Source organism: Acetobacter sp. KSO5, from assembly GCF_044094635.1.
Taxonomy (GTDB): domain Bacteria; phylum Pseudomonadota; class Alphaproteobacteria; order Acetobacterales; family Acetobacteraceae; genus Acetobacter; species Acetobacter cerevisiae.
Genome location: NZ_CP172014.1, coordinates 1,107,184 through 1,132,182, shown reverse-complemented (window position 1 = coordinate 1,132,182; position 24,999 = coordinate 1,107,184). Strand labels below are relative to the sequence as shown.

22 protein-coding genes are annotated in these 24,999 nt (G+C 61.1%); 10 read left to right on the top strand and 12 right to left on the bottom strand.

What is annotated here, in order from left to right; genetic code table 11:
* Positions 1-72: 72 nt before the first annotated feature.
* Complete coding sequence (locus ACHQGU_RS05150; RefSeq protein ID WP_395496078.1) at positions 73-1,233, top strand: hypothetical protein; 1,161 nt, start codon at positions 73-75, stop codon at positions 1,231-1,233.
* On the opposite strand, the gene ACHQGU_RS05145 is transcribed toward ACHQGU_RS05150, so the two are convergent.
* The 4 genes from ACHQGU_RS05145 to ACHQGU_RS05130 all read right to left on the bottom strand — a co-directional run bounded on the left by ACHQGU_RS05145 (position 1,198) and on the right by ACHQGU_RS05130 (position 5,013).
* The gene (locus ACHQGU_RS05145; protein ID WP_062270895.1) at positions 1,198-1,821 is read right to left on the bottom strand and encodes a Smr/MutS family protein; all 624 of its coding nucleotides are present in this window, start codon (positions 1,819-1,821) and stop codon (positions 1,198-1,200) included. The two genes, ACHQGU_RS05150 and ACHQGU_RS05145, sit on opposite strands and share 36 nt — an antisense overlap.
* Before the next feature lie 113 nt (positions 1,822-1,934).
* Positions 1,935-3,368, bottom strand: coding sequence for a cytochrome-c peroxidase (locus ACHQGU_RS05140; protein ID WP_395496077.1), 1,434 nt, complete (start codon positions 3,366-3,368; stop codon positions 1,935-1,937).
* Positions 3,369-3,493: 125 nt separating this feature from the next.
* Positions 3,494-4,339, bottom strand: coding sequence for a DNA-methyltransferase (locus ACHQGU_RS05135; protein ID WP_395496076.1), 846 nt, complete (start codon positions 4,337-4,339; stop codon positions 3,494-3,496).
* Positions 4,336-5,013 carry a Tim44/TimA family putative adaptor protein gene (locus ACHQGU_RS05130; RefSeq protein WP_043552126.1) on the bottom strand — a complete coding sequence of 226 codons (678 nt, stop codon included), beginning with the start codon at positions 5,011-5,013 and terminating at the stop codon, positions 4,336-4,338. Before ACHQGU_RS05130 ends, ACHQGU_RS05135 begins: the two co-directional genes overlap by 4 nt.
* 164 nt (positions 5,014-5,177) lie before the next feature.
* Between ACHQGU_RS05130 and ACHQGU_RS05125 the strand changes: the two genes are divergently transcribed.
* Entirely contained in the window at positions 5,178-5,696 is a 519-nt protein-coding gene (locus tag ACHQGU_RS05125) for a histidine phosphatase family protein (protein WP_395496075.1), read from the top strand.
* 124 nt (positions 5,697-5,820) lie between these two features.
* Positions 5,821-6,318 (top strand): protein-export chaperone SecB, encoded by a 498-nt coding sequence (secB, locus tag ACHQGU_RS05120; protein ID WP_043552122.1) that lies wholly within the window; start codon positions 5,821-5,823, stop codon positions 6,316-6,318.
* Between the two features lie 133 nt (positions 6,319-6,451).
* On the opposite strand, the gene ACHQGU_RS05115 is transcribed toward secB, so the two are convergent.
* Together ACHQGU_RS05115 and hemC are read right to left on the bottom strand one after the other, a co-directional pair.
* The gene (locus ACHQGU_RS05115; protein WP_395496074.1) at positions 6,452-7,201 is read right to left on the bottom strand and encodes a uroporphyrinogen-III synthase; all 750 of its coding nucleotides are present in this window, start codon (positions 7,199-7,201) and stop codon (positions 6,452-6,454) included.
* 9 nt (positions 7,202-7,210) lie between these two features.
* Positions 7,211-8,284 (bottom strand): hydroxymethylbilane synthase, encoded by a 1,074-nt coding sequence (hemC, locus tag ACHQGU_RS05110; RefSeq protein WP_062250647.1) that lies wholly within the window; start codon positions 8,282-8,284, stop codon positions 7,211-7,213.
* Positions 8,285-8,456: 172 nt separating this feature from the next.
* Between hemC and tsaD the strand changes: the two genes are divergently transcribed.
* Together tsaD and ACHQGU_RS05100 are read left to right on the top strand one after the other, a co-directional pair.
* Positions 8,457-9,569 (top strand): tRNA (adenosine(37)-N6)-threonylcarbamoyltransferase complex transferase subunit TsaD, encoded by a 1,113-nt coding sequence (tsaD, locus tag ACHQGU_RS05105; RefSeq protein ID WP_395496073.1) that lies wholly within the window; start codon positions 8,457-8,459, stop codon positions 9,567-9,569.
* On the top strand, positions 9,566-10,387 hold the full coding sequence (locus ACHQGU_RS05100; protein ID WP_395496072.1) for a 23S rRNA (adenine(2030)-N(6))-methyltransferase RlmJ: 822 nt from the start codon (positions 9,566-9,568) through the stop codon (positions 10,385-10,387). Before tsaD ends, ACHQGU_RS05100 begins: the two co-directional genes overlap by 4 nt.
* A gap of 87 nt (positions 10,388-10,474) precedes the next feature.
* Here ACHQGU_RS05100 and ACHQGU_RS05095 read toward each other — a convergent pair whose 3' ends face one another.
* From ACHQGU_RS05095 to ACHQGU_RS05085, 3 genes are read right to left on the bottom strand one after another with little or no spacing between them, the layout of a single operon-like run.
* Positions 10,475-11,203 carry a MarC family protein gene (locus tag ACHQGU_RS05095; RefSeq protein ID WP_395496071.1) on the bottom strand — a complete coding sequence of 243 codons (729 nt, stop codon included), beginning with the start codon at positions 11,201-11,203 and terminating at the stop codon, positions 10,475-10,477.
* A 47-nt stretch (positions 11,204-11,250) separates the two neighbouring features.
* Complete coding sequence (locus ACHQGU_RS05090; protein WP_395496070.1) at positions 11,251-13,287, bottom strand: lysylphosphatidylglycerol synthase domain-containing protein; 2,037 nt, start codon at positions 13,285-13,287, stop codon at positions 11,251-11,253.
* Positions 13,288-13,341: 54 nt separating this feature from the next.
* Positions 13,342-14,964 carry a lysine--tRNA ligase gene (locus ACHQGU_RS05085; RefSeq protein WP_043553235.1) on the bottom strand — a complete coding sequence of 541 codons (1,623 nt, stop codon included), beginning with the start codon at positions 14,962-14,964 and terminating at the stop codon, positions 13,342-13,344.
* A gap of 165 nt (positions 14,965-15,129) precedes the next feature.
* Between ACHQGU_RS05085 and ACHQGU_RS05080 the strand changes: the two genes are divergently transcribed.
* Complete coding sequence (locus tag ACHQGU_RS05080) at positions 15,130-15,885, top strand: competence/damage-inducible protein A (RefSeq protein ID WP_253554894.1); 756 nt, start codon at positions 15,130-15,132, stop codon at positions 15,883-15,885.
* Between the two features lie 27 nt (positions 15,886-15,912).
* On the opposite strand, the gene ACHQGU_RS05075 is transcribed toward ACHQGU_RS05080, so the two are convergent.
* The 3 genes from ACHQGU_RS05075 to ACHQGU_RS05065 are packed head-to-tail and all read right to left on the bottom strand — an operon-like array spanning position 15,913 to position 18,253.
* Positions 15,913-16,869, bottom strand: a complete 957-nt coding sequence (locus ACHQGU_RS05075; RefSeq protein WP_062250637.1) for an acetyl-CoA carboxylase carboxyltransferase subunit alpha — start codon at positions 16,867-16,869, stop codon at positions 15,913-15,915.
* Positions 16,870-16,928: 59 nt separating this feature from the next.
* Positions 16,929-17,828: a tyrosine recombinase gene (locus ACHQGU_RS05070; RefSeq protein WP_395496384.1), complete on the bottom strand. Its 900-nt coding sequence runs from the start codon at positions 17,826-17,828 to the stop codon at positions 16,929-16,931.
* Between the two features lie 35 nt (positions 17,829-17,863).
* A complete protein-coding gene (locus tag ACHQGU_RS05065; RefSeq protein ID WP_395496069.1) occupies positions 17,864-18,253 on the bottom strand; it encodes a hypothetical protein in 390 nt (129 codons plus the stop codon).
* Between the two features lie 63 nt (positions 18,254-18,316).
* On the opposite strand from ACHQGU_RS05065, the gene aroB reads away from it, so the two are divergent.
* The 4 genes from aroB (at position 18,317) to alaS (ending at position 24,976) form a co-directional block, all read left to right on the top strand.
* On the top strand, positions 18,317-20,050 hold the full coding sequence (gene aroB / locus ACHQGU_RS05060) for a 3-dehydroquinate synthase (RefSeq protein WP_395496068.1): 1,734 nt from the start codon (positions 18,317-18,319) through the stop codon (positions 20,048-20,050).
* A 339-nt stretch (positions 20,051-20,389) separates the two neighbouring features.
* A complete protein-coding gene (locus ACHQGU_RS05055; RefSeq protein ID WP_062140923.1) occupies positions 20,390-21,532 on the top strand; it encodes an OmpA family protein in 1,143 nt (380 codons plus the stop codon).
* A 117-nt stretch (positions 21,533-21,649) separates the two neighbouring features.
* On the top strand, positions 21,650-22,162 hold the full coding sequence (locus tag ACHQGU_RS05050) for a GtrA family protein (protein WP_395496383.1): 513 nt from the start codon (positions 21,650-21,652) through the stop codon (positions 22,160-22,162).
* Between the two features lie 168 nt (positions 22,163-22,330).
* Positions 22,331-24,976 (top strand): alanine--tRNA ligase, encoded by a 2,646-nt coding sequence (alaS, locus tag ACHQGU_RS05045; protein WP_395496067.1) that lies wholly within the window; start codon positions 22,331-22,333, stop codon positions 24,974-24,976.
* Positions 24,977-24,999: the final 23 nt, after the last annotated feature.

Sequence of the window (24,999 nt, the reverse complement as noted above, 5' to 3'; positions counted from 1 at the left end):
CTCCCTAAGTCTCCCGGCCCCGCCCCTTTAAGGACGCTCAGACAGATACGCCGACTGGGAGGTTTTTCACACGTGCCGCGCACTGATCAGCCAGATCATTCTTCTTCCGCCAGACCGATCTCCCGCCGCCTGCTCTTGAGCGGTCTGGGAGGCGCCGCTGTCGCGTCTCTGCTGCCGCGCCACCCCGCACGCTCCGCCACGCCGCTGAATACCCAGCCTCTGCCGCCGCTGATTGTAGGCGGCTCCTCCGAGAGCATCTGTGGCCAGTGGGCCGCCCTGCTGGCCCCGATCCTTGCGGAAGAGATGCATTATGCAGATCCCTTCCCCCTCCGCCTGACCACCGGCTGGGATGGTGTGACGGGTGGCAATCTGTTTGACATTCAGCAGGAACAGGCGACCCCGCCTTCTGGCCTAGTCGTGCCCGGCTCCGGCCTGATTGCCGCTCTGACGGGCGATCCCCGCGTGCATTACGATGCCCAGCGCTGGCTCCCCGTTTTCATGAGCTGTCAGCCAACGGTCACCATTGGCAAAATCAGCCTGCACCGCAGCTTTGCCAGCTTCCTGCAGGGCCGCCCCTTACGCGTGGCCGTTTCTGCTGTTTCCGGCCCGGAACTGCCCACCCTTGTAGCTCTGGACCTTCTGGGCATGCATCCTTTGCCCGCTCCGGGCTACGGCACGCCGGACACCGCCATTGCCGCGCTAAAGGCTGGCACTGTGGATGTCATTCAGCTTCCGTTTGACGAAGAATATGAAGAACGGATGGCCTCCCTGCAGGATGATGAGCCGAACACGCAGCCCCTTTTCTCCAATGTGCTGCCGGCTTCAGTCTCCCCGCGCCTGCGGCTGCCACCTGACTTCACGACCATTTTCAAACAGGAAAGAAAGCGCCTGCCCGCAGGCCGGCTCTATGACGTGTGGAAAACAGCAGCTTCGGCTGCCAGCCTGAAAGCCGGGCTGATGCTGCCCAACCTGTCTCCGCCAGATCTGGTCGCCCGGTTCCGGCACGCCGCACAGGTCGCTGCCAATGAGCCCGCTTTACGCGCCCACGCCCGGGAGCAGAATCAGCTGCTTTTTGCAGGTCTTCCCTGCTCAACACTCTATGCGGATATGATGCCGGATCTGGACCGTATTCTGGCGCTCCGCCGGTGGCTGTCCGTTAATATTCCGCGCTGGCGGGATGCCCCTGCGGGCAAGCCGTTACCGCCGACGGCGACGCAACAGAATACGGACTGACCCCTTATTCCCCGCATGGGGATAGGTCACGCCCAGAATCCGGTGGCGCATCTCCGCGCGGGCCAGCCAGTGTGGCAGCTCCCGCCGCAGGATGCCGCCCTCCTGCCCGGTGCCAAGGCCTGTCACCACTTCCACGCAGCGCAGGCCGCACCGGAACGACACATCCATAAATTCCATCAGTCGGCGGAACGCATCTTCCGCAACCATGCCGTGCAGGTCGAGCCGCCGCTCCACCTTCATCTTGCCGTCGGTAAAGGTGCGCCAGCTGTAATTATCGACACCCGGAGAACGCCGCCCGATTTCCTCCACCGGCTGCACCACATGCTGCACCCGCACAGGAGGCACGGCAGCTGGCACAAACAGCGGGATATCCACCGTCGTCAGACGTCTTTTATGCCGGGGCTGTTTTTTCTGCGCGGCCAGAGCCAGACGCTTGCCTTTGGCCTCTTCCGCCGCAGTCGCCTGCTCATCTTCAGTAGCATTCTCGGGGGATAGGCCGGCACGCGGCACGTGCAAGGGCGCTACGTCCCGCACCACTATGGACCACAGCGCCTTTTCTTCTTCACGGAGATGACGCCGCCTGACCACTGGTATTCCTTCCCAAATAAAAACGGCCCCTTGGCAAGCTTATCACCTGCCGAGGGGCCGTCTTTCAAGGGACCAGCGCATTTATCTGGCTGATCCCTCGTTTTTTCTGCGCATTACCGGGCTGGAGCAGGCTGCCCCATGTCGGCCAGAGAGTGACCTTCATACTTCCCGGTCAGGCTCTTGAGGAACGCCACAATGTCGCTCACGTCCTGATCAGAAATAGCCGCATCCGGCGTCTGATATTTCGCCATTTTCCGCACGGCCTCGTCCAGCGTCTTCACGCTGCCATCGTGGAAATACGGGGCAGACTGGTCAATGTTCCGCAGGGTCGGGACCACAAAGCGGAAGTGATCTTCGTCCTTGTGCGTCACATCATAGCGGCCTTCATCAGCAGCGGTCAGCTTGCCGCCACGATCCTTGAAGTAATCGCCTTCCAGACCCATCGCTTCATAGGCACCACCGCCCACACCAATGCCGCTGTGGCAGCCAGAGCAGCCAATGCTCTTGAACTTTTCATAGCCACGTTTGGCCTGTTCGCTCAGCGCGCTGCTGTTGCCCTTCAGATAGTCATCAAACGGGCTGTCCGGCGTGATCAGCGTTTTTTCAAACTCGGCAATCGCAGAGGTGATGGTGTTCTGATCCATCGCCGCATCTGTGCCAAAGGCGGACTGGAACATCGGCGCGTATTCCGGATTGCCCGCCAGCTTCTGCGCCACACCGGCCCAGTCATGCGAGCCCATTTCTACCGGGTTCATCACGGGGCCAGCAGCCTGTGCTGCCAGATCATCCGCACGACCGTTCCAGAACTGCGCAATCTTGAAGTACGCGTCATACACCGTCGGCACATTGATGGGGCCTTTCTGGCCGCCAATGCCCGTGGCCGTCACCAGATGGTCCACGCCACCGTGGTTCAAGTCATGACAGCTTGCGCAGTTCAGGGTGCCGTCCCCAGAGAGGTTTTTGTCAAAGAACAGCTTGCGGCCCAGCGCAACTTTGGCGGCATCCACCGGCACGCTTTCCGGCACGGGGCGGATGGGCTCCCCGGTAAACTGGGAGGCCGCACCCGTGTTGGCGTAGTATTTGCGGCGGGTGTCTTCCACCCACTTCAGCACAGCCTGACGCTCACCGTCAGAGAGGTGTGCATGCCAGTGCATGAGAAGATACATGCTCGGCGGCATACGGTTCTGCGTAATGACTTCTTCAATACGGGACAGCTGCTCTTCCGTCGACGGCTTGCCTTCCTTGAAGGCTTCCAGCACCGGCTCAATACGGAAATGACGCAGACCTTCATGCAGGTCTTTTTCCATCAACTGGTTGGCAATCGGCAGCTTGAAATAGAACGGCAGATCACGGCCCGTCGCGTGGCAGTAATCACAGCGGGATTCCCGCACAGCATTAAAGGCGGCAAGAGCCACGGGGTCTTTTAACGTCGGTGAAGCAGCAGGTAATTCGGGGGCCGTCACATGGTCAAAATGGGTAAGGAAGGCAATTGTTCCACCATAAGCCAGAACACCTACCCCTACTAACGAGGCTATTAATCTGCGCAACACCACAACTCCTGAGTTCTTAGAAACACTGCATAGCTTTTATTCGCTGTTGCCAGGGTTGTGTTTGATACATGTCAAAATGTCAAAACGATTATTTTCATAAAAATCATTTAAACATTCGATTGTCAGTCTTCCGCAGCCTCCAGATCCTCTCTCAGACGCTGTCGCGCAATGGCGACATAATCGGGGTCAATTTCAATCCCCACCCCAAAACAACCGAGGCGTTGCGCGGCTAACAGCGTGGTGCCCGTACCCATAAACGGGTCCAGCACCTGCGCTTCTTCCTGCCCGTGCAGCAGCAGGCACTGCTCTGGCAGCGCCACGGGAAAAGTGCCCGGATGGTCGAATTTCTGTTTACGGTCCCGCACAGTTTCATACGGAATAAACCACGCATCGCCCCGGCAGCGCCGGTCCTGCTCATGCCCACGGCGGGCAATATTGGATTTATCCTTATACGGCACCCCGGCACTCAGCCGGTCCAGCTTCACGTCCCCGCTCAGAGTGAAGTGGAACAGATGTTCATGCCCACGGTGGAGGAAACGCTGGCTGTTCATGGGTTTGAAATGGCCGAAACTGTCCTCACCCACCGAAATAGACTTCACCCACGAGATATGATTTTGCAGCACGAACAGGTCCCGCAGCCGGACCGCCAGTTCAAACGGCAACCAGGGCTGAGCGGATGAGCCTGAAATATTCAGGAAAAAGGAGCCATCTGCCCGCAGCACGCGGCGCAGGCCGTGTGCTACGTCGAGCATCCAGTCCAGATACTCGTCCTCTTCCTTCCTGTCCGGATAGCTCCGGTAGGACAGGCCGATATTGTAGGGAGGTGACGTGATGATGACATCAACGGAGTCCGCCTCCATGCGCCGCAGCGCACGCTGGCAGTCCCCCCGGATAATCTGTTGCTGGCCAACCTTGTACCGCTGCGCTCGGGCAGGCGGTTTGGGTTTAGCCCCGGCCCGTGCTCTCACGCACTCCGCGCCGAAGCCAGACGCCAGCTGCTGCCGTTAACACCCAGAAGGCGCTCAAACGTCCACAGATCAGAAAATTCGGTCACAGCATCCGTCCCGGTGACGGGCTGGCCCTGTGCGTCCGTCAGCAGGCTGATCTGGTCGGATACAATCCGCACATCAATGGAGGCCCCGGTGCCAACATCCAGTGTCACCAGACGCACATCCTCAATCGCCAGAGACCGAATCGTTTTGATCTCACTGCGCTGTTTTTCACCCGCTGCGTCCCGCGCATCCATGGCGGCTTCAAACGAGGCATAGACAGCCGGGGTCAGGCGGGTTTTCAGGGTTGCGCGATCCCCCTCCGCAAAGGCTTTCACCACCTGCTGGAAAGAGGTCTGCACACCAGTGAGAAACTGCTGCGGCGTAAACGTGCTGTCCTGCCGCTGCACATCCAGCAGCAGCTGGCCCACCCGTGTGCCCTGACCGGGGATATCATAGGCCACGGCTTCAACCTGTTCCGCCTTGCCGTCTATCACCTTCCCCGCTGCATCCGGGCGCGGGGGCACGGGCATGGGGGCCGGCTGAATGCCAACGCGCTTGCCCAGCACACTACGCAGCCGCAGCGCCAGAAACGCCGCCACAAGAGCGAAAAGAATCAGATCGACCGGAAAATGGCCGAAAGAAAAATCCATCTGTCACACGTCCATGTTCGACCAGCCCGGGCTTCAGGCGCAGCCTTATCGTTCAGGAGACCTCGTCTTTATACATAGACAAGCCCCCTGCCCGATACAATGCGTGCGGCACACTCTCTCTGCCCCTTGCGGAAGTCCGGCCGCTGTTCCTAAGTGCTGAGACCATGATTATTCTGCGGCACTGCGAAAGCGAATTCAACCGGCTGTACACTGCCACAGGGCGTGACCCCGGCCTCTCAGACCCTCCCTTGTCCACCCGGGGCCGCGTGCATGCGCAGCGCCTTGTGCAGGAACTGGCGGGGGAAGGCATTACACGCATCCTCGTCTCCCCTTTCACCCGGGCGCTGGAGACCGCCACCCCTCTTGCCCGCGCGCTGAACATCACGCCGGAAGTCACCCCGCTGGTGCGGGAACGCGCCATGTATTCGTGCGATGAAGGCTCGTGCGCCTCCACCTTGTATGAAAGCTGGCCCCACCTGAATTTTGATGCCCTGGAGGAAGTCTGGTGGACGGCCGCACCGGAAAGTGACGGCATGATGCAGAACCGCGTGCAGCGTTTCCGCACCTTTATGGCGCAGCAGCCGGATGCCGGAACAACGCTTGTTGTCTCCCACTGGTGGTTCCTGCTCGGCCTGTGTGGTGAGAGCCTGGAAAATGGGGACTGGCAGCATCTTTCTGCCTGACACCGGCTTACTGCCTGAAAATCCTTTTAATTTTTTCTGTCTCATTCTGACGGTTGGCGAAGCCAGACCAGCATGCTACCGCTAAAGACCTCAGTGTGACCTGATTACGAAAGCGCATTTTTCCATGTCTGACTCTGAACAGTCTGCCCCGCCCGCCCTTCCGCTGGCCATTAACCTGCAGTACACGCGGGACCTGTCCTTTGAAGTGCCCGGTGGCGCAGAAATTTTTGCTACACTGCGCTCTCAGCCCAACATTGCCGTGAACATTGATGTTCAGGCCTCCAAACTTCAGGACGACGAGTCCGTTTATGAAGTGACGCTGGCCATCAAGACCGAAGCAAAAGAAGCTCCGGAAACGGAAGGTGGCGCTGCTGGCCGCACGGTATTTATTGCCGAGCTGGCTTATGCTGCTGTTGTCACCCTGACCAACCCGCCGCAGGAGCTGATTGAGCCGATGCTGCTGGTTGAAGTGCCGCGTCTGATCTTCCCATATGCCCGCAACATCATCAGCGATGTCACGCGTGACGGCGGTTTCCCGCCGATCGTGCTGCAGCCGATCGACTTTGTGGCCCTGTGGCAGGCCAAGCGTGCGGAATTCCCGCAGACCGCTGGCAATGCCTGAGACTGACGGCCTGCGCCGGTAACATGCTGCGGGCCTCAGTTTTTAAACGGTTTCTTAAAAACCGGCTTTCGGAGTTTTCCGGAGGCCGGTTTTTTTGTGCCTCCACGTTTCCTGCGTCCAGCTTCCTGGCGCCCTAGTCTGAAGACCGTAAGATCCGACCCGCAGGGCAAACACCCAGTGCCGCCAGCATCGCTTGTGCCGTGGGTTTTTCCGCCACCACACAGTGCGTCCACCCGGCCTTTTCCAGCACGGCTGCCGCCGCCTGCGAGATAACAATCGCAGTGGTTCGGCACGCGGCATCCCGATACGCCTCGGGCAAAGCCGCCAGCCAACTCACGGCACTTTCCGAAGAAAAAAACAGGCTGTGGCTAATCTCGCCTGCCCGCAAAGCGCACAGCACGTCCGGTGCAATCTGCCGGGCTGGCCGGGCTGTGTAGGCCACACGCCGCACCACCCGAAATCCCGCCTGCCGCAATCTGTCCGCCAGTTCCATGCCCTGCCGCGCGCCGGAGAGGAGCAAAAGCGGGCCAGACTCTGGCGTCCGGGTGCGGATAATCAGCGCTGCCAAAGCCTCCGCATCGCCTCGCGCACTTTGCACAGCCGTAAATCCGGCTGACTGCGCGCGCTGCGCTGTGCGGTCACCTACGGCGTAAACTGGGCATGTGGGGGGAAGAGAAGCCTGTGCGGCCTGCACGGCCTGCCCGCTTGTCAGCACACAGGCGGCAAAGTGGTGCGGCAAAGCCCGCAGGCTATGGGGCGTAATGCACAACGCCGGAGAGGCATACGCCACCCATCCGGCGGCAGAAACAGCGGCCAGCGTTTCAGACAACCCCGGCTCCGGCCGCGTGACCAGCACGCCGGGGCTGGTGCCGGGGGTTGGCATCAGGCTGCCTTACTTGTCTTCAAAAATATCGGCGGGGCTATCGGCGCGCAGGCTTTCACCCAGTTCCTTACCCAGACGTGCCGCATCTTCCGGTGAGCCGCTGATGGCGCGTTTGAGCAGGAAGGACCCATCCTCCCGCGCTACAAGGCCGGTCAGGTGCAGTTTAGGTTCTTCACCCGCCACAACCGGAATCAACTGCGCATAGCCACCAATCGGCGTGCGGCAGGAGCCATCCAGTTCGGCCAGCAGGGCACGTTCTGCCGTGGCGACAGCGCGGGCTTCATAATCCTCAATGGCCGCCAGCAGTTCGCGCAGTTCAATATCGTCCTCACGCACTGTCACACCCACAATGCCCTGCCCTGCGGCTGGCACCATGACGGTGGGGGACAGCACCAGAGAGGCGCGTTCCGCCATACCCAGACGACGCAGGCCAGCCAGAGCCAGCAGCGTCGCGTCACACTGGCGGGCAGCCAGCTTGTCGAGTCGGGTCTGCACGTTGCCACGCAGCAGGCCGAATTTCAGGTCGGGCCGCACATGCAGCATCTGGGCCTGACGGCGCACAGACGCACAGCCTACCAGCGCGCCTTCCGGCAGAGCGGAATACGGATCATCCGGGTCAGTCGGGGCAAGGTTGGGGCCGAGGATCAGCGCATCCCGCGCATCTTCACGCCGCAGCGTGCAGGCCAGCACAAGGCCGGGGGGGAGTGTGGTCTCAAGGTCCTTGAGGCTGTGGACGGCAAAATCGATGCGTCCGTCAGACAGGGCCTCGTGAATTTCCTTGGCAAACAGCCCTTTACCGCCAATTTCAGCCAGACGGCGGTTCTGCACCTGATCACCCGTGGTGTTGATCTGATGCTCCTGAAACGCACCCATATCCCGCAGCACGGGGCAGAAGCGCGTGAGCATGGTCAGGAAGGCACGGGTCTGGACCAGCGCGAGGGGGGAGCCTCGCGTTCCGACACGGAGGGGCAGAAGACGACGGGACGCATGCCCGGAGGTCTTTTTCTGGCGAGCTGCCGCTTCCGCCGCAACTTTCTGCAGCGCGGGCGAAGGGGCGGGCGAGGAAGGGTAGGCTGAGTCCATAAGAGTGTCTATTACCGGGAATGGAGAGAGGACAAGAAGCCATGATACCCGAAAGGCCTGAAAAACTTGCGCCCCAGAGACGCACGGCACGCGCAGCAGACCGTTTCGACCCCGGACAGCATACGGAATATCAGGGCTTGTTTCCCATCACAGCACATGGAGCCACAGGGCAATGAGCCACCAGAACCTGCCGAAAAACAGCGCCCTTGCCGGACCTGTGCTGGCTATCGAATCGTCTTGCGATGAGACCGCCTGCGCCATCCTCTCCAGCGAGGGCGTCTGCCTTGCTCAAAGGGTCGTCTCGCAGGACGGCCATGCAGATTTTGGGGGCGTGGTGCCGGAAATTGCCGCCCGCGCCCATCTGGCCCTGCTGCCCGGACTCGTGCAGGCCACGCTGAAAGACGCAGGCATGACTCCGGATAAGGTCGGGTTTGTGGCCGCCAGCACAGGGCCGGGGCTGATTGGCGGGCTGATTGTGGGGGCCAGTTTTGCCAAGGGGCTGGCGCTCTCACTCGGCAAGCCGTTTGTGGCCGTTAACCATGTAGAAGCCCACGCGCTGACGGCGCGCCTGCCCGGTCTGGTGCCGGGAGGAGCGGCTTTTCCCTACCTGTTGCTTCTGGTCTCTGGCGGCCACTGCCAGTGCATTGCCGTGGAAGGTGTGGGCCGTTACCGCAAGCTGGGCGGCACCATTGATGATGCGGCGGGCGAAGCATTCGACAAAGTCGCCAAGATGCTCGGCCTTGGCTGGCCCGGCGGCCCCGCACTGGAAAAACTGGCGCAGTCCGGCAACCCGAAGGCCATCCCCCTGCCCCGCCCGCTAATGGGCCGCGCAGGGTGTGACTTCTCCTTCTCCGGCCTGAAGACCGCGCTCTCGCAAAAGCTGGCCCCGTATGGGCTGGAGCCCCTGCCCCACCAGTTTGCAGCAGACCTTGCGGCCTCCTTCCAGCAGGCTGTGGCAGATGTTGTGGCGGACCGGGTGAGCAACGCTCTGAAAATGATGCCCGAAGCTGGCCTGCTGGTGGCCGCAGGCGGTGTGGCTGCCAACAGCGTGCTGCGCGCCCGGCTGGAAGAGGTTGCCGCCAGTGCCGGCCTGCGCTTTGCCGCCCCGCCCCTGCGTCTGTGCACGGATAACGCCGTGATGGTGGGCTGGGCTGCTCTTGAAACCTGTCAGGAAGCGGCTGACCTCGGCCTGCCTCAGCCGGATGACAGCACCGTCCGCCCCCGCCCGCGCTGGCCGCTTGAAGACATGGCCGCCCGCTTTACCCCCCAAGAGAGTGTTGTATGAACTATCGCCACGCCTTCCACGCCGGAAACTTTGCAGACTGCATGAAGCACGCGCTTCTGGTCTCGCTGCTCGGCCATTTTCTGCGCAAACCTAGCCCCTTCATGGTGCTGGATACGCATGCGGGCATTGGCCGGTATGATCTGACCAGCGAGGACGCCGAGAAAACGCAGGAATGGAAAGAAGGCATCGGCCTGCTGGCTGAGGAAGGGCCGGATAGCCCCCTCGCTCCCTGGCTGGATCTGGTCAAAAAAGCAGGTGGCCCGCGCTATTACCCCGGCTCCCCGGTGCTGACATCCATGATGCTGCGCCCGCAGGATGAGCTGATCTGCTGCGAGAAGCACCCGGATGACAAGCGCAAGCTCTACGGCCTGTTTACCCGCACCCCGAATGTGTTTGTGCATGAGCGTGACGGGTATGAAGCCCTCCGCGCCCTGCTGCCGCCCAAAACTGCCAAACGCGGGCTGGTGCTGATTGACCCGCCGTTTGAAGAACCCGGCGAGTTCGACCGGCTGCTTCAGGCAGTCCACACCATCCAGGCGCGCTTCCCGACGGGAATGATTGCCATCTGGTATCCCATCAAGCATCGCACCCCCATCCGGGCCTTTTATACGGCCTTGCAGGATGCCGGTGTGCCGGATGTTCTGGCCGCTGAACTGCTGATGCGCAAACCCGTGGACCCGGACCGGCTGAATGGCGCAGGGCTGGTGGTTATCAAACCGCCCTACGGCTTTGCGGAACAGGCCACGGCCCAGCTCAACCGCCTGAAAACCCTGCTGCATGCGCAAGACGCTTCAGTGACGCAGATCACGGCGGAATAAGCGCGTCCTTTAAAAAGCCGCGCAGAAAAAAGGGCAGAGCAACACAGTGTGTCGCCTGCCCTTCCAAAACTACCCGAGAAGAATGCCTCAGCCAGCGGCTTTGATGTGCTGCCAGATATCCACCACAAAGCCCTGCACGCCCGCGGCCAGAATCTGCACACCAATGCAGAGCAGCACGAGAGCAGCCATCCGGCTGACAATACGCGTGCCCGTTACACCCAGCATAGAAACCAGCTTTTCCGAGCCGGAATAAGCCAGCCACACAATCAGCACGACGCAGACAGCCGCAATGGTAATGCCGCCTTCATACGCCAGAAAGGAAGACCCGGGCGGGCAGCCAGAACCCAGCGCAATGGCGACGGCAATCGTCCCCGGCCCCACGGTAAACGGCATGGCGAGCGGGAAGAAGGCGGAGTCAGACCAGTTGGGAGACATGACGGTCTTGCCGCCCTGCAGAGCCTGCTTTTCCTTCTGTGCTTCAATGCTTTCCGGGCTTTGCAGCAGGTCCCACGCCCGCACGGCTACCACGGTGCCGCCAGCTACGCGCAGGGCGTTCACGGTCACGCCGAAGAACACCAGCACCTTACTGCCGCACCAGATGGACACAACCATCAGCACAAAGGAATAAAACGCCACCAGCCGGGCCAGCGCGAAGATTTCCTTCTGCGAGCGGCCAGCCGTTGCCTGCGCAAAAATCAGCGCAGCCCCAAACGGGTTAACAATGGAAAACAGGGCGGGAAATGCCAGCAGGAAGGAGGTTGTCGCCACACGGGCGGCCCCTCCGCTAAACAACGAGGCAGTAATATCAGCCGACATGCACGTATCCAGCAAAACCGGCCTCTTACGAAGCCCTGCATAAAACCTTATTGCCCGGCAGAGGCCGGAGAATCCACTCTGCCGCCCTTATAGGTGGCAAAAAACTTGGATGCGAGAGCAATATCGTTCGCCGGATAGCAGAAATGCAGCCCTGTGCCATCGTCCATTGGCCAGACACTCAGGCCAATATCATCATAAATCCGTAAAAAAGGTGTCCCGACCTGCCAGAACACGGGTTTCAGCCCGTCCTGCAGCGCCAGATCCCGCATACGCCAGATGGCGGAAACACAATCTTCCTGCGCCCCGGCCGGATCACCCAGCCCCACAAGGAAGGCCCCACTCTGGCGGACCGGGATCACAGCCTCACCGCCCTCACCGGCCACAAAACCTTCCGGCCTCAGGTCCTGAATGGTGGGCATGGCGTGATCAAGCGTGAGGTAATGCGCGCAGGCGTCCTCATCCCATTCTTTAACCGTAATGCGGCCCGGCCACATCAGGCGGGCAATGACGACCAGCGCCATCAGCACGGCTAACGCGATGGTCCAGCGGGCAGCGCCCGAGGCCGGGAAGATGAAAACCATCTGCCACCAGCTCCCGGCGCCGTGCCGGTTAGCCAGCGCAATCACGCACCCAAACAGCAGCAACAGGCACAGCAAAGTGGAAGTAGAAAGCGGCTCACTCAGCAGGCGGGCATGGCGGTAATAGCAAGCCCGGAACGGTGCAACCAGAAAGGCTGAAAGCCCCAGCATGACTGGCACCAGCACCGTATTCCCACGCAGGAAGGTGAGGATCGCTGCCGTCACCAGCAGCGCCAGCGTACCGCGCCATGCCAGCGTGACGCGCTGTGACAGACCAATGCCCAGACCAATCAGAGCAACGCCCATCAGCGAGAGCAGGTAGTTACTGACAGACCCGGCGGCAGAGAACAGCCCGGCCTGCACCACGCCGAACTTAGGCACAGGGTCCAGCAGCACGAGGCAGATAAGCATCAGGCCGCAGAGCGAGACCGTGCCCGTTGCCACCGCCACGGAAAAATCGGCTTCACTTTCGCGCACGACCTGACTGGGGCGAATACGCACAGCCGCAGGGGTTTTCTGCTTCCGGCTTTTCTTCTTCGCCAGCGCATCATCACCCCGCAGGAACAGCTCATGCCCCGCGAACATGATCCCGGCCATGAAGAGCGGGATGATGTAGTAGAACAGCCGGAAAATCAGCACGACGCCGAGGATTTGCGGCGCAGGCATATACGGCCCAAGAGCCAGCAGCATTGCGCCGTCAAACACACCCAGACCACCCGGTACGCTGGCAATCAGCCCGGCGGTGTAGGAGGCAATATAAATCGCCAGAAAGGAACCGTAATCCACACCAATACCGGGCGGCAGCAGCACATAAGCAATGCCAGCCGTCGCCGCCACATCCGCCGCTGCGACGACCGTCTGCATGACGGCCATCCGGGGAGATGGCAGATCCACCGTCCATTTACGGAAGGTAAAGGTGCGGACCTTGAAGGCCATACCGATATAGCCCAGCACGGCGGCCCACAGCAGCACACCAATAACGGCCAGCACCCAACTGGGCACATGACTGCCCGCCATGGGAATAACCTGCGGTTCCCACACCAGCACGCCGCCAATCAGCACGGCGGCCCCTAGCAGGTAGGTGGCAGAACAGAAGGCAATAATCTGGGCGATGGCAAAGGAACTGACGCCCCAGTTGCGATACAGCCGATACCGCACCGCAGCGCCCGAAACGGCCGAAAAACCAAGGTTGTGCGACAACACATAGGAGCAGAACGCCGCAAACGCCGTGCGGCGGAAAGATATCTGCTTGTAGCCAACCTGTATGACGGCCAGCCGGTCGTAAAACGACAGGATGAAATAGGAAAAAAACGTGCAGGCCACGCCCAGCCAGAGCTGACGGCCCGGAATGGCCATCATCGCCTGCTTGATGTCCGCAAGGCGCAGGTGACGCAACTCATGCTGCACCACCCCGATCGCGGCCACCATCAGCAGCAGCCCGATCAGGTGTGGCAGATGCTTCAGCCATCGCTTCCACCCCGGCCCGTCCGGCTGGTGCTTAGGCATCTGTCCTTGTGGTGATGACGACATGTTCTTCACCATGGAGACAAGATCCCGCGCTTACGCCTGAGACTCTCGCAGCAGAGCGGCCTCAATCAGAGCAACGGTTTCCGCCACCCCATACAGAGCCACAAAGCCACCAAAGCGCGGGCCTTCCTTCTGCCCCAGAAGCACCTCATACAAACAGCCAAACCAGCTGCGCAGCGGTTCAAACGCATGGCGCTTGCCAATTTCGAACACCAGATTCTGCAGGGTTGCGGCATCGGAAGCCTCGCCTTCATACCCGCGCAGGGACTCAGCAAGGTCCACCAGAGCCGCACGCTCTTTGTCCGTCGGGGCGCGGAAGGTTTTGGCCGGGCGCACGAAGTCCGCATAATAGGCAATAGCGTGGCTGACGAGGTTGGCCAGCATCGGGTGACTGTCCGGGGAAACGGACGGGTCATACCGGCGGATAAAGCCCCACAGCACTTCCGGCGTTTCCGCATTGGCCACGCTGGCCAGATTGAGCAGCATGCCAAACGGCACAGGGCTGCCCGCATCGGTGGGGATATGGCCTTTATGGATAAACCAGGCCGGGTTGGCTTTCAGGTCCACGCTCTCGCTATCCGCAGCCTGCAACGCTTTGGCTTTTTCCACATGCGTCAGATAGTCGTCCGCCGTTTTGGGGATCACATCAAAAAACAGGCGTTTGGCGCGCTGCGGCTGGTTGAACATGAACTGGCCGAGGCTTTCCTGCGGCGCATAGCGCAGCCACTCCTCAACCGAGAGGCCGTTGCCCTTGGATTTGGAAATCTTCTGGCCGTTTTCATCCAGAAACAGCTCATAGGTCAGGCCAGCCGGAGCCGTGCCGCCCAGAATACGGCAGATACGGCCAGACAGACGGACACTGTCAATCAGATCCTTGCCGGACATTTCATAATCGACGCCCAGAGCATACCAGCGCATGGCCCAGTCGGCCTTCCACTGCATCTTGGCGTGGCCGCCCGTCACCGGGGTTTCAAACGTCTCGCCATCCGCATCGGTCCAGCGGACGGTACCCGCTGCGGCGTCAATGGCGTCCATTTTCACCTGCATCACCTCACCCGTGCGCGGGTGCAGCGGCAGAACCGGAGAATAGGTCGCCCGACGGTCCGGCCCGAGCGTGGGCAGAATGACCGCCAGAATTTCATCATGCACTTCCAGCACCCGCTTCAGCGCGGCATCAAACCGGCCAGACGTGTAGTAGGTGGTGGAAGAGGCAAATTCATACTCAAAGCCGAAGCTGTCGAGAAAGCTGCACAGGCGCGCATTATTATGTGCGGCAAACGACTCGTGTGTGCCAAACGGGTCCGGCACGCGGGAGAGCGGCTGGCCGATATATTTTTCCAGCAGTTCCCGGTTTGGCACATTGTCCGGCACCTTGCGCAGCGCATCCATGTCATCCGAAAACGCGAGCAGGCGCGTCGGGCGGCCTGTCAGCGCCGTATAGGCCTGACGCACCCAGGACGTACGTGCCACTTCCCCAAACGTGCCAATATGCGGCAGGCCGGACGGGCCGTAGCCGGTTTCCAGCAGCGCAGGGCTTGCCGCCGTGTCCGGTTTGGCAGCCGTGCGGGCATCCACATGCTCGGCAAGTTTTCGCGCTTCCTCAAAAGGCCAGGCGCGGGGAAGAATGGGTTCGGGGTTTGAGCGGTTCTCGGACATGGTGCGGAAGCTATGAACTGCACCGCTCCCGGTCAATCCAAAAACACGCACGGCCTCGCTCTCTTACAGAGTTATGAGGCCATTGACCGCAGGCAAGCACGGCCTCATTTTTCCAAAAGCCGCTTGCTCCCATCCAAGGGACCACGCTGAAAGGACCGGTTTTTCATGCGTCGCACCGCAGCACTCATTCTGATTGGCAATGAGATTCTCTCCGGTCGCACCCGAGACGACAACATCCAGTTTCTGGCCACACGGCTTGGCGAACTGGGCATTCCCCTGCGGGAAATCCGCGTTATTCCCGATATTCGTGAAACGATTGTTGAAACGGTGACGGAACTCCGTGCCAGATTTGATGAGGTTTTCACCACCGGCGGCATTGGCCCCACGCATGATGACATTACCGCACCATGCATGGCCGAGGCATTTGGCGTGCCGTGGGAATTCCACCCGCCCACTTTCGCGCTGCTGGAAGATTTTTTTGGTGCGGAAAAATTCAATGCCGCCCGCCAGCGCATGGCGAAGTTACCGCGTGGCGCGACCCCCATCCCCAACTCCGTCTCCGTGGCACCCGGTTTTACCATCGGCAATGTGCATGTGATGGCCGGCGTGCCCCGCATCATGCGGGCCATGTTTGAGGCTCTGGCCCCTTCCCTGAAGCAGGGTGCGCCGGTCTTCTCCCGCACCTGGTACACGCCCTCGCTTTATGAAGGTGCTCTCGCTGAAGGGCTGGAAGCGATTCAGGACAGGTTCCCGGATCTGGATCTCGGGTCCTACCCTTTCCATCGTGAGGATGGTCGCCGCGGTGTCGCCCTTGTCGCCAAAGGGCAGGACAAGGCCGAGGTCGAAAAGGCTGCTCAGGCCATTTATGATCTGCTCAAAGAAAAGGGCGGCGCTCCCGTGGAAGGGGAACCACCGCCCTGAAACCTTAAAGCGTTAAGGCCTGTCCGTTCAGGACAGGTTTTCACGCCCCATGGCGAGGAATTTCTCGCGCCGCAGTTCCTTCAGCCGGGCCGGAGCCAGCGGCGTGAGCGCCTGCAATTCTTCCGCCAGCGCATCATGCACGGACGCCATAGCCGCTTTCGGGTCACGCTGAGCGCCGCCCACCGGCTCAGGGATAATCCGGTCAATCAGCCCAAGGCGAGACAGATCCTGCGCCGTCAGCCGCAGCGTTTCGGCTGCCGTGCTGGCCTGCTTGGGGTCACGCCACAGGATGGAAGCACAGGCCTCCGGAGAAATGACGGAGTAGATGGCGTTTTCCAGCATCATCACCCGGTCACCCGCACCCAGAGCCACAGCCCCACCGGACCCGCCTTCACCAATCACGGTGGCAATCAGCGGCACCGGGGCTTCCAGACAGACTTCAATGGAGCGGGCAATGGCTTCGGCCTGACCGCGCTGCTCGGCATCAATACCGGGCCATGCGCCTGCGGTGTCGATAAAGGTGAGAATCGGCAGATTGAAGCGGCCTGCCAGCTTCATCAGCCGCTGGGCCTTCCGGTAGCCTTCCGGACGGGCCATGCCAAAATTGTGGGCCAGACGGGTTTCAAGGTCGGAACCACGTTCCGTGCCAATCACCACCACAGGCTGACCATCAAAGCGGCCCATGCCGCCAATAATGGCTTTATCATCCGCATACAGCCGATCCCCCGCCAGCGGCGTGAACTCGGTCAGCAAGGCGTTGACATAGTCCTGCGTGTGCGGGCGCTGCGCGTGACGCGCCACCTGCACCTTCTGCCAGGGTGTGAGCTTGGCATAAATGGCACGAAGATGCTTCTCCGCCTTATCTGAAAGGCGGGCCGTTTCTTCGGCGATATTGACCCCGTCGGGGTCGGTCATTTGCCGCAGCTCGTCGATCTTGTTTTCAAGTTCGGCGACGGGCTTCTCGAAATCCAGGAACTGACGCATGCGCAAGCGGATAGCACAGCCACGCGTAAAACCAAGCCACTTCGTGCATGCCGCGTCGTTTAACCTGTTTTTTCAGTCTGCCCGGCGCGCTCTGAGGCCAGCGGATGGAAAGACTCCACGGCCTGTTTCAACCGTTCTGTCTGCACATGCGTATAGATTTGTGTGGTGGCGATATCCGCGTGCCCCAGCAGCATTTGCAAGGCCCGCAGGTCCGCCCCGTGCGCCAGCAGATGCGTCGCAAAGGAGTGGCGCAGCACATGGGGAGAAAGCCGCGCCGGGTCCAGCCCGGCCTGCAGGCCGACTTCATAGAGAATCTTGTCAAACGCCTGCCGGGTCAGCGGTCTTTTCGGGTCACGGCCCGGAAACAGATAGGGGCTACCTTTAGGAGCATCCAGCGCCAGCAAGGCCTGAGCGGCCTCGCGCGCACTGTCCGACAAGGGCACCAGTCGTTCCCGACCGCCCTTCCCGCGCACCACCAGCATCTGCCGCTCACCTGCCAGCGCCTCGCGCGGCAGGGAGAGCAATTCTGAAATACGCAGGCCGGACGCATAAAGCAGCTCCAGCGCAGCCCGCGCCACAAGCCCGCGGCGCTGTTTGGCCTCCGAGGCCTCGGGCGAGACTGCGCAGGCGTCGATCAACGCCACAACTTCCGATTCGGAGAGAAAATGCGGCAACGAGGCCTCAGGCCGGGGCGCGTCCAGATGCGCCGCCGGGTTATCCTCACGCAGCCCTTCACGCAGCAGAAACAGATAGAACTGCTTAATACAGGAGAGCCTGCGCGCCACGGTGCGGCGGGACTGCCCGCTGCGGCCCATATCGGCCATCCATTCCGCAAGGCCTGCGGCACTGGCCTGCAACAGAGTTTCCCCCTGTGCAGCCAGAGACTCTTCACAGCAGGTTAAATCCGCTGTGTACGCGGCCAGAGTGTTGGGTGCGGCGGCCCGTTCAGCCGCCAGCATTTCCAGAAACAGATCTGTGCCGCGTGCGTCCGTGCTCACGGGTGGGCGGGAGCAGCCGGAACAGGAACAGTGACCGGAGCGGCAGCCGGAGCAGACCCGACCGCAGGAGCCTGCGCCGGAGCAACGGGAGACGTCACAACCGGACCGCTCGGCCCTGCGGGCACCAGCGCCGCAGCAGACGGACCCTGTGCAGCAGGTGGCACAGCGGCAGCGGGATTAGCCGCACCAACCGCAGTCACAGCCGGGCCTGCCGGTGGGACAGGCACCATGGCAGCAGCAGGTGCTGCGGCTGGCGGAGCAGCAAGCGGAATATCCCGATGCACAGCCTGCGGTACAGGCGGATGTCCGGACAGGCCAAGGGCCGAAAGTCCCCCGACCAGAGCAACACAGATAACGGCAGCAACCAGAAGAACCGTGCGGTTCATATGTTTTGGCTCCATAACAACAGAATAAGTACGTTCTCTCTGCTCTATGGTAAGCTGCGTTTCATGTCATCACGTATCTCGTACCCACCCCCCGACGCTGCGGAAAGCCCACCGATTCCCCTTGATCTGGAAAGAGTGGGGCGCTGGCCTGCAACCAGCCTCATTCCGTCCGGACGCAGCATTGTTCTTGTTGGTCTTATGGGCGCCGGCAAAACCACCATTGGCCGCCGTCTGGCCACGCGGCTTGGCCTGCCGTTTGTGGATGCTGACGTAGAAATAGAACGCGCAGCCGGCTGCTCCATTGCGGATGTGTTCCGCCTGTATGGCGAGGCCGCCTTCCGCGATGGCGAACGCCGCGTGATTCGCCGCCTGCTGGAAGGACCGCCCATGGTGCTGGCCACCGGCGGCGGCGCGTTCATGAACGCCAGTACCCGCGCTCTGGTCCGCGCGCGGGCCATGTCCGTCTGGCTGCGCTGCCCCCTGCCGGTGCTGCTGCGCCGCGTGCAGGGCCGGACGCATCGCCCTCTCTTAAATGAAGCCTCGCCGCGGGATGTCCTGGCGCGCCTTATAACGGTGCGCCACCCCATTTACGCCGAAGCCGATGTGATTGTTGATTGCGGAGACCACAACGTGGACCACAGCACGACCCGGGTGATTGAAAGCCTGGCCCTCTCCCGCAGGCCCGTCCGCCTGCCCGTCGCTCTTGATCATGCCTCTTATGATGTGGTGATCGGCACCAATCTGATCAGCCGGGCCGGAGCGTTGCTCGCACCGGTGCTGCCACAGAAGAAGGTCATCATCATTACAGATGAGAATGTGGCCGCTCTGTATCTGCCTGCCCTGCAGGAAGCTCTGAAGGAAACCGGCATTGAGTTCCGCGCCCTGACCATTGCTCCGGGCGAGCACTCCAAGTGTCTGAAGACCTATGAACGCCTGACCGACGCGATTCTGGAAGAAGGTGTGGAACGCCGCACCACCATCATCGCCCTTGGCGGCGGCGTGGTGGGGGATCTGGCGGGCTTTGTGGCCGCCTCCACTCTGCGCGGCCTGCCCTTTGTGCAGATTCCCACCACCCTGCTCTCTCAGGTTGATTCGTCCGTCGGCGGCAAAACCGGCATCAACACCCGCTGGGGCAAGAATCTGCTGGGGGCCTTCCATCAGCCGCTTTGCGTTCTGGCCGATGTCTCCGCCCTCAGCACCCTTCCCCAGCGGGAACTGGTGGCGGGCTACGCGGAAATCGTGAAATCCGGCCTGATTGGCGACCCGGACCTGTTCCAGTGGTGCGAGAAGAATGGGGACTCCGTGCTGGCCGCTGAACCGGATGCCCTGACGGAAGCGGTGCGCCAGGCCTGCGCCTTCAAAGCCCGCGTCGTCGCCGCGGATGAGCGCGAGGCGCAGGCGAGCAATGGCCGCGCCCTGCTCAACCTTGGGCATACCTTTGGCCACGCGCTGGAAGCCGAGCTGGGATATGATGGCCGCCTGCTGCATGGGGAGGGCGTGTCCATCGGGCTGAAACTGGCCTTTGCCCTCTCGGTCAGGCTGGGCCTCTGCCCGCCGGAAGATCTGGCACGTGTGGAAGCCCATCTGCGGGCCCTGAAGATGCCTGCAAGTATTACTGACCTGCCATACAGCTTCCGCGTAGCAGATCTTATGGCGCACATGCAGCGCGACAAGAAAATGCAGGACGGGCGCCTGTCTTTTGTCCTTGTGAACGGAATCGGAAAAGCCTTTACCAGCCGTGACGTACCGGCAGAAATGGTACGGGACGTTCTGATTGAAGATGGCTGTAAAGCCTAGAAAACTGCCACTTCTGCGGCGGGTTATCTCCAACTGTAATAACCTGCCGCAATTCCGCCTTATTCAGAAACGAGACAGACCCGGCATTTGCAACCTGGCAATGTTAAACGCAAGCAGTCTTAAGCTGAATAGTTAACTATGCAGCAGCAGCATCTTGGGATACCGAAATGAACTGTTGCAAATAAAACACGGTTATGGCTTCTAATCACCAAGAGCACGAAGCTTCGGGTTTCTATTTGGGAACCGATCGTTTTATACGGCTTTAGGCATCTTGCTGGCACTGACCGCTAAATGGTTAGCGGCAGAGTCGAACAGATGAAAAATATTGAGGACGAAAAAATGCGTCTCCGCACGGCGTTACTCGCAACGACACTGATGGCAGCGGCTCCGGCGGCCGCATTCGCCACCACGATCACGGGCCCTTATGTTGATCTGGGCGGTGGTTACAACCTGGTGCAGAATCAGCACGCTCACACTTCCGGCTACGGCGGCGGTGCGAACGGTTCTGAGAACACCTCTTCTTCCCAGTTCCGTCACGGCACTGGCTTCACCGGTTTCGGTGCATTCGGCTGGGGCTTCGGCAACGGTCTGCGCGCTGAAGTTGAAGGCGTGTATAACTACTCCAACATCAACCACCAGGGTGGCACAGGTGTTCCGGGTCGTACCCGTGGCAGCGACCAGTCCTACGGCGGTTTCATCAACGTGCTGTATGACATCGACCTGAAGCAGTTCGGGATCGACGCTCCGGTTACCCCGTTTGTTGGTGTTGGTGCTGGCTACCTGTGGCAGCATTACAACCCGACCACCACGGCCTTTAACAACGGCAACACCAGCCGTCTGGGCGGCACGAACGGTGGCTTCGCGTATCAGGGCATCGTCGGTGCTGCATACGACACGGGCATCCCGGGCTTCCAGGTGACCACGGAATACCGCATGATCGGTCAGCCGGGCTCCTTCTCTGATGGTGCGTTCACCTCTACGGCGAACTACGCAAACGGCGGTCACGGTCGTGGCAACACGAACTTCGATCACCGCTTCAACCACCAGTTCATCCTGGGCCTGCGTTATGCGTTCGATACGGCTCCGCCGCCGCCGCCGCCGGCTCCGGTTGTAGCAGCTCCGGCTCCGCTGCCGGCTCGCTCCTACCTGGTGTTCTTCGACTGGGATAAGTCTGTCCTGACGTCTCGCGCTCGCCAGATCGTGGCAGAAGCTGCTCAGGCTTCCACCCACGTTCAGACGACCCGCATCGAAGTTAACGGCTACACCGATAACTCCGCTGCTCACCCGGGTCCGCGCGGTGAAAAGTACAACCTGGGCCTGTCCCTGCGTCGTGCTAACAGCGTGAAGGCTGAACTGATCCGTGACGGCGTGCCGGCCACCGCGATCGACATCCACGGCTATGGTGAATCCAAGCCGCTGGTGCCGACCGGCCCGAACACCCGTGAGCCTCAGAACCGTCGCGTGGAAATCATCCTCCACTAATCGACCGGTTCCTTGTGATCGGAAAAAGGGGTACCTTCGGGTGCCCCTTTTTTTTGCTCCGTTCTTCCCGCCCCGCCTGAGGGACTCTGCGTGACCCGTTCCCCATCCTCTGCCCCTATCCAGTCTGACGCGCCTGCCCCGGCGTCTGACTCCCCCCCCCGCGCCAAACTGATTCGCCTGCTGAAATTCGGCACGGTTGGCGGCTTGGGTCTGGTCTGGGATTCGGGCACTCTTTACGCTCTGCGTCCGCTTATCGGGCTGACGGCAGCAACACTGGTGGCTTACTTTGTGGCCGCCACGATCAACTGGATGCTCAACCGGCTCTGGACCTTTAAAGGGGCCGGGCAGCATGACCATCCGGTACTGCAATGGCTCCGGTTCCTGCTAGCCAATAGCCTTGGCTTTCTGCTGAATCGCGGCACGGTTTACACGCTGTTCTATACGGTGCCGCTCTGCGTGACCTATCCGGTTCTCGCACTGGCGGCTGGCTCTCTGGCGGGCATGTTCGCCAATTTCAACCTCAGCCAGAAAATGGTTTTTCGGGAGAAACCGCCTACGTCTGTGGAGGATCTGGCCGAAAGCGCCATCGCCTTTCCAACGTCACCCAAAAACCCCAGTCCGGAGCCATAACGCGCTCTTCACCCCGCCCCGCGCGCTAACCCCTTTCAGAGCCGCGCCGTGTGCGCTACATCTGGCAACGGGTTAAAGAAGCCTTTCCGCTTTTCGCCTGGCCGTGAGGACTTTTCCTGCAAGGGAGATCACGCGCCCAACCAGTTTCAGGACCGTCTGCCTCACGCCATGCTCACAACAAACGATATTCGCACCACCTTTCTGGAGTATTTTGCCGGACAAGGGCATCAGATTGTGCCCTCATCGTCGCTGGTGCCGCGCAATGATCCCACCCTGCTGTTCACCAATGCAGGGATGGTGCAGTTCAAGAACGTCTTTACGGGGCAGGAAACCCGCCCCTACTCCCGCGCAACCACCGCGCAGAAGGTCGTTCGGGCAGGCGGCAAGCATAACGATCTGGATAACGTGGGTTATACGGCCCGCCATCACACCTTTTTTGAAATGATGGGCAACTTCTCCTTCGGCGATTATTTCAAGCCCGAAGCGATTGAACTGGCCTGGACCCTTATTACCCGCAACTTTGGCCTGCCCAAGGATAAGCTGCTCGTCACCGTATACTCGGAAGACGAAGATGCCGCTGGCCTGTGGCGCAAGATTGCCGGGCTGGATGACAGCCGCATTATCCGCATCCCCACGTCCGACAATTTCTGGCGGATGGGTGATACCGGCCCCTGCGGCCCCTGTTCTGAAATCTTCTTTGACCATGGCCCGGATGTTCCCGGTGGCCCGCCCGGTTCCCCGGATGAAGATGGCGACCGCTTTGTCGAGATCTGGAATCTGGTCTTCATGCAGTTCTTTGAAGATCCGCCGGGCGTGCGCTCTCCGCTGCCCCGCCCCTCCATTGATACCGGCATGGGGCTGGAACGCTTCGCCGCCATCATGCAGGGCAAGCGCGACAACTATGATACGGACACCTTCGTTGCGCTCATTAAGGCTTCTGCCGAAGTCACGCAGCAGGCTGCCGATGGCCCGTTCAAATCCAGCCACCGCGTTGTGGCCGACCATCTGCGCTCCACAGCCTTCCTGATTGCCGATGGCGTTCTGCCGTCCAAGGATGGGCGGGGTTACGTGCTGCGCCGCATCATGCGCCGTGCCATGCGCCACCTGCACATGATGGGCACCAAGGAGCCGGTTTTCTACAAACTGCTCCCGGCCCTTATCCAGCAGATGGGCGGTGCGTATCCGGAACTGGTGCAGGGTGAAGCCCTCATCCGTGAAACCATGCGTAATGAGGAAGAACGTTTCAAAGCCATGCTGGATCGCGGTCTGGGCCTGCTGGAGGAAGAAACCTCCAAGCTGTCCAGCGGTACCGCTCTGCCGGGTGATGTCGCCTTCCGTCTGTATGACACGTTCGGCTTCCCGCTGGATCTCACGCAGGACGCCCTGCGCGGCAGTGGTCATGGCGTGGACGTAGACGGGTTTGACGCCGCCATGAACGAGCAGCGCCAGCGTGCCCGTGCCGCATGGGTTGGCTCTGGCGATACGGCAATGGAAACCGTCTGGTTTGAAGCACGGGACAAATTCGGGGCCACCGAATTCCTGGGCTACAGCACGGAACAGGCTGATGGTGAGGTTCAGGCCGTTATCGCCAACAACGGCTTCCTGAAAGAAGCCGGCGTGGGCACGGAAGTTGCTGTGCTGCTCAACCAGACACCGTTCTATGGCGAAAGTGGTGGTCAGGCTGGCGATACCGGCTTCCTGACGGCGGCTGGCCTGCGCGTTGCCATTACGGATACGCAGAAAAAAGCGGGCGATCTGATTGTGCATTACGGCACCGTGACCGAAGGCACCCTGCGCCCCGGTCAGGCCGTGACCGCTACGGTGGATCATGACCGCCGTTCCGCTATCCGCGCCCACCATTCCGCCACCCACCTGTTGCATGAGGCCCTGCGCCGTCGCCTTGGTGACCATGTTGCCCAGAAGGGCAGCCTGAACACCCCGGACCGTCTGCGCTTTGACGTCAGCCAGCCGCGCCCCATCACGCCGGAAGAGCTGGCGGAGATTGAGGCCGAGGTGAACCGCCGGGTGCGTGAAAACTCTCAGGTTGTCACCCGCTCCATGACGCCGGAACAGGCCGTGGAAGAAGGCGCTATGGCCCTGTTTGGTGAAAAATACGGTGATGAAGTCCGTGTTGTCTCCATGGGTGGCCCGGATGAGAACAAGTCTGCATGGTCTCTGGAACTCTGCGGCGGCACGCATGTGGACCGCACCGGGGATATCGGCCACTTCCGCATCACGTCTGAAAGCGGTGTCTCCGCTGGCGTGCGGCGTATTGAAGCCGTGGCCGGCACCGCAGCAGAAGCCCTCTCCATTGCGAATGAACAGCGCCTGACGCAGATGGCCGCCATGATGAAAGTCAGCGTGGCCGATGCGCCGGAACGTCTGGCCCTGCTGCTGGAAGAACGCCGTATCATGGAACGGCAGATTTCCGCTCTGCAGCGCAAGCTGGCAGCTGGATCTGTTGAATCCGCCGGTGTGGAACAGGTCGGTGCCGCGCGTCTCGCTACCCGCAATGTAGGGGAGACCGCACCGCGTGAACTCAAGGGGCTGGCAGAAACCATTCTCAAACAGGGCAATGCGGATGTGGTCGTGCTGATTTCCACCGCCGATGGCAAAGGCAGCGTTGTGGCCGCCGTGGCCCCGGCGCTGACGGAAAAAGTCGATGCCGTTGCCCTCGTCCGCGCAGCCAGTGCTGCCATGGGTGGCAAGGGTGGCGGTGGCCGGCGCGATATGGCGCAGGCTGGCGGCCCGGATGCCGGTGCAGCCGATGCCGCTTTTGCAGCCGTGCGGGAAACTCTGGCCGGTCTGGTCTGATCCTTCTCCGGCGCAGGGGAACG

Excerpts from the sequence above, each read along its gene's own strand:
- tsaD (WP_395496073.1), top strand. The coding sequence starts at position 8,457 with ATGAGCCACCAGAACCTGCCGAAAAACAGCGCCCTTGCCGGACCTGTG.
- ACHQGU_RS05085 (WP_043553235.1), bottom strand. The coding sequence starts at position 14,964 with ATGTCCGAGAACCGCTCAAACCCCGAACCCATTCTTCCCCGCGCCTGG.
- secB (WP_043552122.1), top strand. The coding sequence starts at position 5,821 with ATGTCTGACTCTGAACAGTCTGCCCCGCCCGCCCTTCCGCTGGCCATT.
- ACHQGU_RS05125 (WP_395496075.1), top strand. The coding sequence starts at position 5,178 with ATGATTATTCTGCGGCACTGCGAAAGCGAATTCAACCGGCTGTACACT.
- ACHQGU_RS05070 (WP_395496384.1), bottom strand. The coding sequence starts at position 17,828 with ATGCTGGCGGCTGAACGGGCCGCCGCACCCAACACTCTGGCCGCGTAC.
- aroB (WP_395496068.1), top strand. The coding sequence starts at position 18,317 with ATGTCATCACGTATCTCGTACCCACCCCCCGACGCTGCGGAAAGCCCA.
- alaS (WP_395496067.1), top strand. The coding sequence starts at position 22,331 with ATGCTCACAACAAACGATATTCGCACCACCTTTCTGGAGTATTTTGCC.
- ACHQGU_RS05090 (WP_395496070.1), bottom strand. The coding sequence starts at position 13,287 with ATGCCTAAGCACCAGCCGGACGGGCCGGGGTGGAAGCGATGGCTGAAG.
- ACHQGU_RS05065 (WP_395496069.1), bottom strand. The coding sequence starts at position 18,253 with ATGAACCGCACGGTTCTTCTGGTTGCTGCCGTTATCTGTGTTGCTCTG.
- ACHQGU_RS05095 (WP_395496071.1), bottom strand. The coding sequence starts at position 11,203 with ATGTCGGCTGATATTACTGCCTCGTTGTTTAGCGGAGGGGCCGCCCGT.
- ACHQGU_RS05075 (WP_062250637.1), bottom strand. The coding sequence starts at position 16,869 with ATGCGTCAGTTCCTGGATTTCGAGAAGCCCGTCGCCGAACTTGAAAAC.
- ACHQGU_RS05055 (WP_062140923.1), top strand. The coding sequence starts at position 20,390 with ATGCGTCTCCGCACGGCGTTACTCGCAACGACACTGATGGCAGCGGCT.
- hemC (WP_062250647.1), bottom strand. The coding sequence starts at position 8,284 with ATGGACTCAGCCTACCCTTCCTCGCCCGCCCCTTCGCCCGCGCTGCAG.
- ACHQGU_RS05100 (WP_395496072.1), top strand. The coding sequence starts at position 9,566 with ATGAACTATCGCCACGCCTTCCACGCCGGAAACTTTGCAGACTGCATG.
- ACHQGU_RS05080 (WP_253554894.1), top strand. The coding sequence starts at position 15,130 with ATGCGTCGCACCGCAGCACTCATTCTGATTGGCAATGAGATTCTCTCC.
- ACHQGU_RS05115 (WP_395496074.1), bottom strand. The coding sequence starts at position 7,201 with ATGCCAACCCCCGGCACCAGCCCCGGCGTGCTGGTCACGCGGCCGGAG.
- ACHQGU_RS05130 (WP_043552126.1), bottom strand. The coding sequence starts at position 5,013 with ATGGATTTTTCTTTCGGCCATTTTCCGGTCGATCTGATTCTTTTCGCT.